Origin of the sequence: Microcoleus sp. bin38.metabat.b11b12b14.051 (assembly GCF_013299165.1) — a bacterium.
Taxonomy (GTDB): domain Bacteria; phylum Cyanobacteriota; class Cyanobacteriia; order Cyanobacteriales; family Microcoleaceae; genus Microcoleus.
In genome coordinates, this window is record NZ_JAAFKD010000005.1 from 82,162 (window position 1) to 96,321 (window position 14,160).

The 14,160-nt window shown below is 44.8% G+C and carries 9 protein-coding genes; 1 reads left to right on the forward strand and 8 read right to left on the reverse strand.

Annotated elements, in window-relative coordinates:
- Positions 1–235: 235 nt before the first annotated feature.
- From QZW47_RS07810 to QZW47_RS07830, 5 genes are all read right to left on the reverse strand, one after another.
- Complete coding sequence (locus QZW47_RS07810; RefSeq protein WP_293125790.1) at positions 236–3,277, reverse strand: SMC family ATPase; 3,042 nt, start codon at positions 3,275–3,277, stop codon at positions 236–238.
- A gap of 690 nt (positions 3,278–3,967) precedes the next feature.
- The gene (locus QZW47_RS07815; RefSeq protein ID WP_293125792.1) at positions 3,968–5,146 is read right to left on the reverse strand and encodes an exonuclease SbcCD subunit D; all 1,179 of its coding nucleotides are present in this window, start codon (positions 5,144–5,146) and stop codon (positions 3,968–3,970) included.
- A gap of 201 nt (positions 5,147–5,347) precedes the next feature.
- Positions 5,348–5,698, reverse strand: a complete 351-nt coding sequence (locus tag QZW47_RS07820; protein ID WP_293125794.1) for a DUF5615 family PIN-like protein — start codon at positions 5,696–5,698, stop codon at positions 5,348–5,350.
- A 3-nt stretch (positions 5,699–5,701) separates the two neighbouring features.
- Positions 5,702–6,028 (reverse strand): DUF433 domain-containing protein, encoded by a 327-nt coding sequence (locus QZW47_RS07825; protein ID WP_293125796.1) that lies wholly within the window; start codon positions 6,026–6,028, stop codon positions 5,702–5,704.
- Positions 6,029–6,287: 259 nt separating this feature from the next.
- Positions 6,288–7,181 (reverse strand): ion channel, encoded by an 894-nt coding sequence (locus QZW47_RS07830; RefSeq protein ID WP_293125798.1) that lies wholly within the window; start codon positions 7,179–7,181, stop codon positions 6,288–6,290.
- A gap of 509 nt (positions 7,182–7,690) precedes the next feature.
- On the opposite strand from QZW47_RS07830, the gene QZW47_RS07835 reads away from it, so the two are divergent.
- Positions 7,691–8,056, forward strand: a complete 366-nt coding sequence (locus QZW47_RS07835; RefSeq protein WP_293125799.1) for a hypothetical protein — start codon at positions 7,691–7,693, stop codon at positions 8,054–8,056.
- A gap of 218 nt (positions 8,057–8,274) precedes the next feature.
- Here QZW47_RS07835 and QZW47_RS07840 read toward each other — a convergent pair whose 3' ends face one another.
- From QZW47_RS07840 to QZW47_RS07850, 3 genes are all read right to left on the reverse strand, one after another.
- Complete coding sequence (locus QZW47_RS07840) at positions 8,275–10,503, reverse strand: PAS domain S-box protein (protein ID WP_293125801.1); 2,229 nt, start codon at positions 10,501–10,503, stop codon at positions 8,275–8,277.
- Between the two features lie 453 nt (positions 10,504–10,956).
- On the reverse strand, positions 10,957–12,282 hold the full coding sequence (locus tag QZW47_RS07845) for a hypothetical protein (RefSeq protein WP_366930828.1): 1,326 nt from the start codon (positions 12,280–12,282) through the stop codon (positions 10,957–10,959).
- A 741-nt stretch (positions 12,283–13,023) separates the two neighbouring features.
- Positions 13,024–14,124 (reverse strand): saccharopine dehydrogenase NADP-binding domain-containing protein, encoded by a 1,101-nt coding sequence (locus QZW47_RS07850; protein WP_293125805.1) that lies wholly within the window; start codon positions 14,122–14,124, stop codon positions 13,024–13,026.
- Between the last annotated feature and the right edge of the window lie 36 nt (positions 14,125–14,160).

Sequence of the window (14,160 nt, forward strand, 5' to 3'; positions counted from 1 at the left end):
CACTACGAACTTCATCTAGAAAGGACTGAAGTCCTCACTACGAACTTCATCTAGAAAGGACTGAAGTCCTCACTACGAACTTCATCTAGAAAGGACTGAAGTCCTCACTACGAACTTCATCTAGAAAGGACTGAAGTCCTCACTACGAACTTCATCTAGAAAGGACTGAAGTCCTCACTACGAACTTCATCTAGAAAGGACTGAAGTCCTCACTACGAACTTCATTATCATACAGTTAAACTCTTTCAACTTCTATTCTAGAACCTTGCGGTGACTTAAATACTTTAACTTGGGCGGGCAGTCTTTCGCCCAATCCTCTAACGTGGGTAATCACTCCAATTAGCCTTTCTCGCTGGCGTAATGATTCTAAAATTTGAGTGACACTTTCGAGAGTTTCTGCGTCTAAAGTGCCGAATCCTTCATCGAGAAATAAGCTACCTAGTTGAGCTCCTTGAGAAAGTTTTTCTGACAAAGCTAAAGCCATTGACAAGGAAGTGGCGAAGGTTTCGCCGCCGGAAAGGGTTCGCACTCGTCTAGCTTCGCCGCCATTCCAATTATCTGTTACCCAGTATTCGCCTTCTTGGTTTTTTAATTTGTAGCGATTTTCGGTTAATTCTTGCAAGATTAAGGTGGCGCTACCGACTAATTCGGCTTCTAGATGTTCTAAGATGTAGGATTGAAATTCGTTAGATTTTAAATTTTGCGCTAGGGTGTGATAGGTTTGCTCTTGTTCTGTGAAGTTGGTGATTTGCTGTGACAGTCTTTCGGCTTGTTCGAGGGTTTGGGCGGCTACTTGAATCCACACTAAAAGTTCGGCGCGGTTGTTGTTGGCTTGTTTGAGTTTGTCTTGGGCGGTCTGTTTTGCAGATCGCACTTGTGCTAAAGTATCCTCATCGGTAGTTCTACCTGCGATCGCGTCTGCTAAATCCTTCGCCCGTGTCTCCAACTGAATTTTTGACTCGCGCACTGACCGAATCGCACTTTCCCACTGCGATTGTTCGCTAACGGTTGCTACCGCAGCTAAAAAAGTCTCTTCGGTGAAATCAGCCGCTGTTAATTTTGCTAACCAATCCTGGTTTAACTGCTGCTTGTGGGCTTGGGCTTGTGCAAAAACCTCTCCAGCTTGTTGTTCTCTCTCGCCCGCTTGAATAGCAATATTTTGAGCAGTTTGATAAGATGTTTCGGCAACTTTCAGCAAACTTGCCAGCTCTTGCTTTACTTCTGCCAAGGCTTTTGCTAAATTAGCATAGGGTTGATATTCGGTAATTTGATAAAGCGCATTCACACAACTTTGCAACTGCTGCTGTCGGCGGTCTGATTCGGCTATCGCATTTTGATATTCTTGCTGTTTAGCTGCTTTAGCTGTCACCGCAAAATTAAATCTTTGTTCGTAATTATTATATTCCAGCGATGCGAGTTGGAATTGTTGCTCGGTTTCGCGGTATTGGCGATCGCTCTCTGCTAGTATAACCAACTCCTGCTGCAACTGCAAGACTTCCCAGTCATGATTTTCTATAACTTGAGTGATTTGCTGCCGCAACTGAGCCACTTTCTGCGCCGTCGCTTCCAATGTTCGAGCAATTTCAGACTGTTTTTGCTCCCAGGCTGAAACCGCACTTTTCCCCTCAGCAGCACCCATTTGAGCAGTTTGCAAAACTTGATTTGCAGCCGCCACTTTCCGGCGCAAAAGGGCAACATCAACAATTTTTAAACTAGGTAAAGGAGCGAGCGAATTGCTGTCTGGATGCACGCCCCCGCACACCGGACAAGTATCGCCAGTATTCAACGACATCCTGACAGCAGCCACACTCTCTAAACGCGCCGCTTCTGCATTAGCAGTTTGGGCAGATTCTAACTCAGCTTCGGACTCTTTCAGCCTGACTTGCGCCCCTGCTAATTTAGTTGCAAGCTCGACATAATTATGTTGAGCGCTTTCTTTCGCTGCGAGTGCTTTTTTGAGTTCTTCGTGCTGAGCTTGTCCCTGCTTGACAATTAGCTGAACTTCCATTAATACAGGTGCAATTTGCTGCAACTGCTCTAAACGATTTCCTCCCGGCGCATACTGTTCTAGCAACGCCGCCGCTCTAGTAACTTGAAAACCCGCAGCCTGAATTTTAGTATTAGCAGCTTGCACTTCTTTATCTGCTGTTTGGAAAAACCGGAGTTTTTCTTGTTGATTTTTTTGGGCGATGGCAACTTCTTTCTCTAATTGAGCGCGCTGTTCTTCATATACTTTTGCAGCAGCCAGGGCGTCTTCCCGAGCCTTTATTTGTGGCGCCAATGACTCTGATTTGGCGCCGGCAGCATCAAGTTTCTGCTGCTCTGCTGCTAGCTCCGATCGAGCTTTAATCAACTGCTCTCGCGCTGATACAGCGGCTGTTTCGGCAGTTTCATACTGACTGCGAGCCGATCGCACTAAAGCCCAATCTGCCTGTAAATGGTTGGCAGCTTGCGCTCTTTCTAAACGTTGTGCTAAGATAGTAATCTGGTCAGAATTAGCATTTAACTTAGCCAACTCTTGTTCGAGTTCTTGCCAGCGAGCGATTTGCGAAAATAGCTGTTCTTCTTCATCTAAAGCCTTTTGAGCTTCGACAACAGCGCGCTCGAACTGAGGTAATTGCTGCTCTAAAATCCAAAGTTGCGATCGTTTTAGCTCCACCTCAGCCGCCGCCGGCGCGCTCAACTCAGCTAGCTGCCTTTCCACCATTTCGCGTTCTTGTTTCAACAGCTTTGCGAGGTCGTTTGCTTCCTTCCGCATCTGCTCAAAAATCTCAAATCCGGCTAGCTGTCGCAAGATTTCCCGGCGTTTAGAAGTATCCCCTTTAATGAATTCATCAAACTTGCCTTGTGGCAGAATAATCGCTCTGGTAAAAGTATCAAAATCCATGCCTAAAATCTGTTCAATCGTATTTTGAACAGCAATAATACTCGTTCCCAGAGTTTCCCAAACCCCATTCTGCCAACTTTCCAAAATCACCTTATTCTCGGGAGATTTCGGACGAAAACGCCACCTCCGCGTCACCCGATACTGTGCCAAACCTACAGTAAAACGCAACTGCACCTTGAGGTTTTCGCTACCTTGACTTGCCAAATCGCCTACTTGTTTACCGCTGCGAGTTGTCGTCCCAAAAAGCGCGTAAGTCATCGCATCTAGTAGCGAAGATTTACCCGCACCCGTAGCACCAGTAATTGCAAACAAATCGAGTTCAGAAAAATCTAAACGCTGTTCCCGGCGGAAGCTAGTAAATCCTTCGAGCAAAAGTTCTAGTGGACGCATATGACAGTTGACAGTTGACAGTTGACAGTTGACAGTTGACAGTTGACAGTTGACAGTTGATAGTTGACAGTTGACAGTTGACAGTTGATAGAAAGACCAATGATACCATTTTTCTAAAGATGCAATAGAGATCAACGACCGTTGGACATTGTAATTATCTCCTTGACATTTTCATGAAACTCTATCATAACTTAAAAAAAATGCTATAAGGTTCGTAGTGTGGACTTTAGTCCGCTCTTATTGCGGACTAAAGTCCACACTACGAACCATCTTTGTTATGATCATACCATTTTTTAAATATCTGATAGAGATACAGGACAATTGGGCTTTGTAATTATTTCCTTTGATAGTTGATAGTTGACAGTTGACAGTTGACAGTTGACAGTTGACAGAAAGACCAATGATACCATTTTTCTAAAGATGCAATAGAGATCAACGACCATTGGACATTGTAATCATCTCCTTGACATTTTCATGAAACTCTATCATAACTTAAAAAAAATGCTATAAGGTTCGTAGTGTGGACTTTAGTCCGCTCTTATTGCGGACTAAAGTCCACACTACGAACCATCTTTGTTATGGTCATACCATTTTTTCAATATCTGATAGAGATACAGGACAATTGGGCTTTGTAATTATTTCCTTTACCTGTTCATGAAAGTTTCTCATAACTTAAAAAAAATGGTATGACTATTGACTAATAACTGTTTCCTTAAACTTCTGGTACAAATTCTGAAATTCCTCCAATACAGCGGGTTGCGGTGTCGTCCCCAAGCGGTTTTGATAATAGTTGCAGAACTCTGCTGCTGGATCGAAGTTGTTGGGATCGATATTAGTGCTCTCTGTGGGTTCTAGCGGTGCATCCCGATAGCGTGGCTCAATTAACAGCGCTTGAGAACAGATTTGCCGAACGCGATCGGCTAATCCGATTTGCGGGCTGTCTAGTTCGACAATTACCTTCAAAAAACCCGGGTGATATTGATGAGCTTCTAAAGTAGCATCGAGATTGTCATTATTACATTGAAGCACTTTTAACGGTTTGTGGCAAGCCACAGGTCTAAATTCTACCTTCGCCGGACTTCCCGGCTCAACTTCGATTAAGCAAAATCCTTTTTCCTGTTCCGCTTCTCCGAAATCTAACTGAATTAAAGAACCGGAATAATAAGCGGGAGAACTCTTAGCAATCCGCTGGTGAATGTGGATGTGTCCGAGGGCGACATATTGAGCTTCTGGCGGCAGAGTTTGCGATGACAGCAGGTATTTTTCTCGCGTGTAGTAAGCAACTTCGGATTTAGCTAAGCGAGCGCCGTCAATGCTCATGTGTCCCATCAGCATATTCACAGTATTGTCGCGAAAATCGGTAGTTAAATTTTGCATTAAATCTGCTACAATCTCCCGGTAATCTTGGCGGCGGTTGGCATCGGCGGAGTGCCACAGAGAATTAGCATCTAATAGTCTTTGTTCGGAAGCAAAAGGCATTGCTCCCACGCATAGTTTACCACTTTTGGTATTCAGAGTAATGCTGCCGCCGTCTGCCGATCGCCTGGGTTTACCTAAAGCGCGAACGCCGGCGAGGGATAGCAGTTGCGCGATGCTGTCGATGCGGGATGCTGAATCGTGATTGCCGGCGATCGCAATTGCGGGAATTCCGGCTGCTTGGAGTTCGCAGAAAAAGTGATAGGCAATGCGTTCGGCGTAAGCTGGAGGGTTGGGAACGTCAAAAATGTCTCCGGCTACCAACACAGCATCGACATCTAGCTCTTTGGCTTGCTTCAAAATCTGTTCTAGGGCGATCGCAATTTCGGAAGTGCGATCGATTCCTCGAAAACGCCGCCCCAAATGCCAGTCAGCAGTATGAATTATTCGCATAGTAGGAAGAAGGAAGAAGGAAGAAGGAAGAAGGAAGAAGGAAGAATGTGTGAAAGGCTTCGCTCAATGTAAAAAAAGGAAGAAGGAAGAAAAGACACACATAAAGCTTGCTCGCGAGCCGTCTTGTATTTTAAATTAGGTGAATTGATAGTGGATTTATTTATAAAGTGTACAAGTTCATTTCATGCTGGATGTATTCTATCACTTATCTTCACCCGACGGGCGGTTAACTCGAATCAGCATACCTCTTAATGTTTCGAGATTAAAAATAGCCTCATCAATCCGCGTAGCCAGCCTCTCCCTATTTGAATCATCTTTACAAACAATGATACCAGTATGGTCTGGTTGTAATGTATGCAGCCTGATAAAATGACGGCGATTTAGCGTTAAAATGGCGCGGTCAATACTCAATGCAAAAGCTAATACTTCTTCATCAGGAATTTTTTGATTAGCATTTCCTGCTTCCTGTACTGTCAAAACATCGTGACCTAAAGTCCTTAGAAATTCCACAACTCGCTTTGGGTATTGTTCATCTGCATAAAAACGTGCCACTTTTCAATCATCCTCATTTTGTTGAATTGCTGTTTCAATCTCGTCAGGATATACCTCAGCATAAGCCCAAGCATTCGCTAAGTCAGCCGCACGCAGAGTCGGATAATCTTCTAGGAGTTCAGATTCAGAAATACCTAGACGGCGAGCATTCACCAACACCCAAACCGGAATCCGTGTTTGTCTGATACAAGCATCGCCACCACACACGCCGGGAGTCTTTTGAATTCCCGACCAAAAGTTGCTTAAGCTTTGGGCTAAAAATTGTATAGCTTGAGTCTTTTCCTCTGGACTTAATGCCAGGAGTTGCGGTTGTAGTTCTTTCAGTGTCATATTCGTAATTAATGAGGAAAATCTACGTTTTGTCACCATCAAACTATTCTAGCACTTGCTAGCCAGATTTTATTCAATATATTTAACCGACGATCGTAGCCTGCTCATTAGACAAGATTGCAAAAATCGGAAAACGCCCCGAAATTATCTGCGTTTATCTGTGTTTATCTATCTGATATCTGCGGTTTCTGTATCAATCAAAGACTTATGCAAGAGGTCTATTTTACAGCCAAGCAGATAACAATGTAAATCAAAAAATTCATTCAATAGGCTTCACCTCGTGAAACAGAGTATAATCTACCACCCGCCCGCCATCCGGAGTTCTCGAAATAATATCTACAAACCGCATATTCCAGATAATCTCAGAAGCCACGAAAGAATGTCTCGCGTGAATAGTTTGCGAAACTGTGTCGTCAATTCCCGTTAGCGTAATCACAATTTCTGCTTGACACTCGATCAAATCTTTGGCCGTAAGTTGGTACAAGGGACTGCTCTCGTCAATTGTGTGCATCACCGTCCAAGTTAAGGCGAAAATAGGAGATTGACTCCGCACTAATTGCAAGTCGTAAAAACGCCGCATAAATTCTCCTTCGGATGTTACTTCGTCGCGGATCAAAGTAGCTCGCTGTTGCGCTTCTAAAATTTGGTTGAAGCGCTGATTTCCGGCGCGGTACATCAGAGTCGGAACTCCGTTGAAAGGAGCGATTACAGCTACGCGACTGAAGATAACTCTAGCGGTTGGTCGAGAAAATCTGGAAAAAGCTAGCCCCGTCACCATCGCGACTCCCCACAAACCAAACAGCGCTTCAATCGTGACCATAGTATTAGCGTAATCCGTGCGCGGATACATGGCGCCATAGCCAATTGTCGCCATTGTTTGCACGCTGAAATAAAAGGCATCTTTGAAAGAACCTGGCCGCGCATTAGCAATGCAATCTCCTCCCGCCAAGTAAGCTAAGGCAAATAAAGAATTGGTGAGTATATAGGAGCAACAAATCAGCATGAAAAATTGCGGCCAAGAAAGAATTAGCAGCTTGTGGTAGAGGTCGGCGAAATGCAGGCGAGGTACTCCTAACTTGACAATATTTAAGGGGAATTGTCCTTTGCGGCTGACTAAACGAGCCTGTGGTGGGCGGTTGCGGTGTATTTTCATAAAAAAAACTCGGTAAGTCGGAAACGAGCGAGTCTTTAGACCTGAGAGGAAAACGACTCGGCGGTTTCAACCGCCTTGAATCTCTCCATTACCGCCTTGGGGTTGTTCGATCAGGTGTACTTTTGTAATGTACTTTCGATGGGACAATTACCATCTCAAACCTTACAACCCGCGATCGCATAATGGTTGCCTTTGTTGGGCTCCCTTTCGGGGTGATGTTAGCTTGTCGGTCAATGTTATGAGGGCTTGTTGGGCTTGCAACACTGTTCCAGTGACTTTAGAACTGTTTAATTGCAAACGACAGAGCGGGGAACTAGCTTCGCATTCCAGGGTGTCGTGACCTAAATAACGTAGTCAGTTAAGACTTAGGCTGGTCAGAATAGCTTGCTTCGAGATTTGCTCTTGCAAGCTCAGTGTCTTTAGACCTGAGTTCCTGACTGCGATTTGTAACTGCGGCTGTGTCAAATTGTAACTATTGCTTGGAGCTGGAAAACTTATCCTTTAGACTGATGTCTAATTCCAAAAATTACGATACAAGCGGAGTTTTAGAAATGGTTGAGCTTAACTGGCATGACAATCTCGTGATCGTTTCTTTTGTGGCTTCGATCGCCGGTCTACTCCTGCTGGGCGATAAGGGTGACTCTCAGCCGGCGGACGACGATCGCACTTTGAGTGAAGAAATCCTGATCAAGATGAGCTTTACTTACTGGATAGTCTACTGCATCTCTGTTTTTGGGCTGAAACTTCATTTGCCAGAGGATAGCTGGTTGTTGCTCAGTTTGAAGCTGACTACTGTTCTTTCTTACTTGTTGACTGCTTCTAGCATACTCAGCCTGCCGCTGCAACGCATGGCTGTCAGACAAGTTGAAGAGTAGACTTCTGGCAAAAATAGCTGGGAACAGGCTCTCCGGCCTGTTCCACAGAAAAAAATATTGTTGTGGAACGGGCCGGAGAGCCTGTTCCGAAATTTGATTAAAAGGAATTTTGCAACAGATGTAGTGAGGATTTTAGTCCTTGCGATTGGATCGAAGAAGGACTCGCATTCCTCACTACAAACCTATCTGATTTATATTGTTGCTAGCTGCGGGCTGGTTTAATTGTTTGTTAGATCGGGAATACGGACGTAACGCGCCCAAAATGGCTGCGCTCCATCGGACTTGAAATTGCTATTCTGCTGTAGCTTTCCCTTAACTTCTGAAATATCAGAAACAATCTTGATAGTGCCGGTAATCAGGCCTTGGGCATTTCGCAGCGGTGCAGTCGAGATACGGATATCAATTAACGAACCGTCTTTCCGCCGCCGCCGGCAGCGCTTAGCAACTTGCGCTTTCCCTGCCAATTCGGACTGAAACATGGCATTAAACTTTACGCTTTCAGCACTAGGAACGATCGGCAAAACCTTCCCCAAAACCTCAGACTCCTGCCAACCAAAAATTCGCTCCGCCGCCGGATTCCACAGCGTCACCAAAGCCGACGCATCGACGCCGACAACTGCCAGCGGCAAAGCTTTAATTAAGCCTTGTAAAACTTGATTAGTTTCGCACAATTTGGCCTGTACTAACTTGTGTTCGGTGATGTCCTGACAAGCACCGTAAACACCCACAGCGCGATTCTCGGCTTCATCCCACACAACTTGCCTGCAATCCCACAGCCACCGGATTTCACCGGATTTTGTGACAATTCGATACTCGCTGACTTCCTTGCGCCTGCCGTCGCGAGACTGCATTTGATCCAGCAGCATTTCTACGTCGTCGGGATGAATGCAGTCAAATTGCAGACCCCCTGAAGTTTCGATTTCTGATGGAGTGTAACCGGTGATGTGGGTAAAAGCTTCGGTCATCCACTCGCAGACCGATGTTCGATCGGGCAATATGTTAAAAGAATAGGCAAAATCTGAGGTAATTTGCGAGATAATTCGGTAGCGAGATTCGGATGCGCGCAGGGCTGCTTCGGCTTCTTTGAGTTCAGTAATATCTCTATTTGTAACGAGAACTGCTTCGATGCTGCCCTTCGCACTCACGATGGGGCTAAAGATGTAGCTGCAATAATTCCTGTGCCCAGTACGCGGATTAATAAAGTCAGTTTCTGCTGTTAAACTTTGTCCTGTGGCTAGTATATTTTCCCAGCAATTATTGTGGAGTTTAATCAGTTCTGGTGGCAAGCCAATTTCTTCTAATGTTTTGCCTAAAATGCAGGTTTTTGACAGGAGTGTTAACTCTAATCCGGCGCGGTTGATATAAGTTAGTCGCCCAGAGCGATCGAACATTAACAGTCTGTCCGGTGTAGTTGAGAGTACAGTATTTAGCAGCTTGGTTTGCTGTTGGAGCTGAGAGTGTATTTTTTGCAGCGCATTTTGGGTGTTTTTGCGATCGGTGATATCTTGAAAGAACACCGATAAACCTTCTTCCGACGGATAAGCCTCGATTTCTAGCCAGATATTTTGCTGCGGGTAATATCCTTCAAATTTAACATTAACGTTATCAGATACCGAGCGGTAAAATTGCTTGAAGAAAATCGTGTTCGCGGTGTCTGGAAACAGATCCCAAATGTTTTTACCTAAAAGCTCTTGACGCTTTTTTTGCAAGCAATCCTCTGTTTTCTGGTTGACGTAGGTAAACTGCCAATTGCGGTCTAGCGTATAAAAGCCATCTGTGATATTTTCTAAGATATTAACGATTTGCTGTTGCGATTTTTCTAAAGCTGCTGCTGAGAGTTTGCGCTCTGTGATGTCGCGGGAATTGATGACTATGCCGTTGATGCTGGAATCGTGCAGCAAATTGTTAGCAATGACTTCTAAATACACCCAGTCACCGCTAGCGTGGCGTTTCCGATATTCGATCGGCGGTGCAATCCCTGGCTGTTTGAGCAATCTGGCAAAATATGCTTGCCAAGCGGGTACATCATCTGGGTGCAGTAAATCGCTGTGGAATTCACCAATTCTTTGTTCGGGTTTGTAGCCTAAAATCCGCTCTACTGCGCTCGGACTTTGGTCTCGTATCCGCCCGTTAGCTTCAATAATTGTAATTATATCGGAAGAGTTTCGCAGGAGAGTTTGCAGTCTAGCTTCCCCTTTTGTCAGTGCCTGAGTCACCCTACTGTGCAGCATCTGGCTTTGCTCTAACTGCCGCTCTAGATTTCTGATGTTAGCAGCTTGCTGGGAAACTTTAAGTTCTAAATTGTGGTTAATTTTTTCTAAGTTTGCTTGTTTTTCTTTGGCTAATAAAAGTGACTGAAACTCCGTCACCAATTCCTCCAAAGATCCGGATAAATCCTTAATATTACTGGTAAAAATTTCCTTTTGCTCTAGAGGTAGTTGCTCCATAGGTCCCTGCAACTCGTCGAAATGCTTAAATACTTTTTGGGTCATTGTAGTAAGCGCTCAAACTGCGACGATTAAAAGATGTTATTCATTTTATAAGCATACCACCTTATTGGAGTCAAGTGTCAAAAGAAATAAATCTTTAACTTCAGCGGTATAGCCTTAATGGCGATCCTAATTCCCTGTGGCGAAACCGATCGGTAATGCTAGAAAGTTTGAGAAAATATTGGGCTAAGTAAGATTACTGAAGATAGTTTTAAATTTTGAGATTGCTGGGTGAGTCGGTGGCGCAGCGGAATTTTGCATTAAAGATCGAGCTTTTAGCTTGTACCGGAGTCCGGCAGGGGTTTAAACCCCTGCCTCAAAGTTAAAGTCGGTTAAAACCGACTCTCTGATCAAATGCAGTGACATCCGAACAATCAATCAGTGTGAGCGTGCGGTTTGCGAGGGGGAAGGTCAGGATTTAAAGCCCTTAGAGGTTTTCTTTTTATCCTGCGGTTTGGACTTTGACTTGTGAACTTCGCCTAAAGCTTCCTGAAACAAGTTGTGCAGGTGCAGGGGAACGCTGGCAATTTCAGGGAGTTCGGGTTCTAAGGGTTTTTTAAACTCTTGCAGCAAAGAATCTAAATCGGTCTCGATCTGAAAATCTGTGCGCGCCAATACTGTTTGCAAAATTTTGCCTAATTTGGCTGGATTAACTTTAGCTAACCGCCGCCAGATCCACACATTAATTGCCGGATCTTCGAGATAGCTGCGAACGAGTTTATCGTAACCGGGAATGGTGGAAAACTCCTCTGCTGCCAGCATTTCGGTAAACTGACTGTAGTTAGACAAAAAGCTTTGTCCCCAGCGGGGATGAGAAAGTGCTGTCACCTTTTCGGCTTTTTTGAAGCGATCGGGCAATTCGACTTTCGGCGTTACCATTTTTGAACGGGGATTGCTGTCGAGTACCACCTCAACTGCTTTAGTATCGGCGCCTGCTGCTGCGATCGCCACTGCTTTGATTTCTTCTGGATCAACTCCGGCATCTTCAACAATATCTGCGAAAGACTTACTTTGATCGATACCCATATCAGCTAAGCGTTTTTTAGTCATTACCTCCTGAAATTCAGCCAACTGTTTGTTAAGGTGATATCCCGATAGCGTGACTTCCTCGCTGCCAAAAAATTCGATAAAATCGTCGTGATACTGTTCTACTGACTTCCAAGCTTGTTCTAAGAGTTCTGGGGCGTCGCTGTAGAGGTTATTTTTGTAATTTTGCTTGAAATTGCCGATCGCCACGGCCAACTTAGGCTTACCCAATTTCCCCATGGGAATCGGAGGCGCAGACAATATCCACCAGTCATCGGTGAGAGGCGCAATCCGAGCCCGCAAGATTTCTCCTAACTTGAAGCGAGACATTTCTTGCACGAAATTGGCGCTGTTGGGTTTGACAGCGTAGTGCTTCGCCGTCAGCCAGTTTGTCACCTCAAAGCTGTCAGGGGAAATTTGAGTAATTTCAAACAAGCCGGGGAAGCTTTTTCTGATCCAACTTTTGAGCAAACTGATATCGCGATCGGTTAAATCCGGGTGACTTTCGACAAAAAGGTCGATCGGCGTTTTGTCTCCGACTTTACCTTCGACGGTAAAACTGTCAATCACTTGATTTTGCTGAGCAATATCGTAGCGTTCGCCCGTCGAGCGAATTGCGGCAAAAGCTTCCAAAGCTACCGCCAAATCTCCCTCAGCATCCAGCACAAAGTCAATTAAATTTTGCTTGAGTGTCCAAGCTCTTTCCAACATTGTATGCACAAGTTATACCAATTTTGAATGAAAGGATTTAGATTTTTTACAATTATTCGGACTTGATACAACCAACGGTTGCACAATTTGGCTGCAATAGAATGATGCCGATTGCGAACAATCGCATAAATAGGCGATCGATGGCTGAGTCCTGAATTATAGCCTTTCTCAAAAAGGTGAGCTACAGGTTCTGATTTTAGATTTTAGATTTTAGATTGGGGGATTGAGGGATTGAGGCATTAATTGGTTAATACCTCATCTTTCTGAGAACTGCTATAGTTTAATTTTAAGCCTAAGAGTCAACAAAAAATGCCAATTTCAAACTTTTTCGGAAATCAAGTTTTTTTTGCGTTACCAGCCGTGAAAAATCTTGATTTCTGAAAACATGGATTTCAAAAAAGCCTAAAAATACCCATCCCGATGTAGAGAGGGGCTAAAAATCCGCAATAACTTTGCTCAACTCGCGTTGAAAATATTGTTCGATATCAAGAAGCACAGTCTTATTTTTGGGGCTATGCCGTGCCTAACCCACACCCGAATCACAACTTTTGTAGCAGCTAGCGCATCTCGATCGCACGCACAGACATATTTCTCGTGATGTGTAACAGATTAAGCGCCTGCTTGTTACCATTACTTCTACCAAAAGATAGATTAGTAGTAGGGTGCGTCAGCAGAGCGTTACTTTTGCGAGGGAGCGAGTATCTATGAGCTGACGCACCCTAAAGAATTCCAGTGCTTTCATTACAACCATTCTTGATTAATATTGAGGTTTCTACTCTGCATCGATCGTTCAAATAGCTCAGTAGATAGAGCCTGTTCTACCGACCAAACGCCCGGTTTTGTCAGTTTGCCTTCTAAGATTAATTGAGCGATGCTGCCAGTACCAATGCCCGCAGCGGCGGCGGCATTTTCGTGTAGGGCGATCGAGCAAACTTTGGCGGGATGACCGTTTTTGAGACCGGTTACTTGCGATCGCACGGCCACGCCCACACCGCTAAAATTATTGCTAACAGCCGTCATCCCGTAACTGACATAGGACAAAAACTCAATCACCGAGGGATTTTTCAGCCAGCTATCTGGCCAGTATTTGGCAACAAACCAAGTCAAGTGATTATAAAGGTCGGGAAAAGTGCCGAATTTAGTAATAACTGTTTTCACTGGGAAGGTTTCGGGCAAAGTAGTGGCTTCCGGCATATCGAACCAGTAAACGCCGGTTTTGCCGTAGGGTTGGGGAAATTCTATCGTTTCGCGATCGGTATAGGGCTTAATCTGCTGTAATTTGCCATCAATCCAAGCATCAAAAGGCATTTGCAAACCCAAAAAAGTAGTACGCATGACGGTAACGCCAGCACCGCCGGAACCTCCGACAACATAACTCAAATGGATCTGTTCTGCGCTATCTAATTGCTCAACATCTCGGCGCACCATGCTGTTAGAAACTCCTGGAAAAATGCCAGTGTTAATAATTGCTGTCACCCCGGCATTTTTAGCTGTTTCGCGCAATTCTAAAGCTCTGCGAGTAAAACTGCGGCTATCACTGACATCGGTATAATTCACACCTGCTTCGATGCAAGTTTTCAATACGCCGGCGTCTCGGTAGTGAAAAGGGCCGGCACAGTGCACGACGAGGTTAGAGGCTGCAACCGCTTGGTGCAAAGCTGCACTGTCTGCTAAATCTAAAGCTAAATAGTGCGATCGATCTGGCGGCAACTCTGGCGAAAGAGAGCCATTGGGGTCGCGTCCGGTAATAGTAACTTCTGCGTCGGTGTGGGTAACAATGTCTTGAGCAACGCTGTTGCCAATTCGTCCCCGGCCGCCGACAATCAAAACTCGGTTTGTCATCGTTTAAAAAAGGGTAACGCTAATCTAAGTTTCTCT

Coding starts and splice junctions, on each gene's coding strand:
- QZW47_RS07810 (WP_293125790.1), bottom strand. CDS start 3,277: ATGCGTCCACTAGAACTTTTGCTCGAAGGATTTACTAGCTTCCGCCGG.
- QZW47_RS07815 (WP_293125792.1), bottom strand. CDS start 5,146: ATGCGAATAATTCATACTGCTGACTGGCATTTGGGGCGGCGTTTTCGA.
- QZW47_RS07825 (WP_293125796.1), bottom strand. CDS start 6,028: ATGACACTGAAAGAACTACAACCGCAACTCCTGGCATTAAGTCCAGAG.
- QZW47_RS07830 (WP_293125798.1), bottom strand. CDS start 7,181: ATGAAAATACACCGCAACCGCCCACCACAGGCTCGTTTAGTCAGCCGC.
- QZW47_RS07835 (WP_293125799.1), top strand. CDS start 7,691: ATGTCTAATTCCAAAAATTACGATACAAGCGGAGTTTTAGAAATGGTT.
- QZW47_RS07840 (WP_293125801.1), bottom strand. CDS start 10,503: ATGGAGCAACTACCTCTAGAGCAAAAGGAAATTTTTACCAGTAATATT.
- QZW47_RS07845 (WP_366930828.1), bottom strand. CDS start 12,282: ATGTTGGAAAGAGCTTGGACACTCAAGCAAAATTTAATTGACTTTGTG.
- QZW47_RS07850 (WP_293125805.1), bottom strand. CDS start 14,124: ATGACAAACCGAGTTTTGATTGTCGGCGGCCGGGGACGAATTGGCAAC.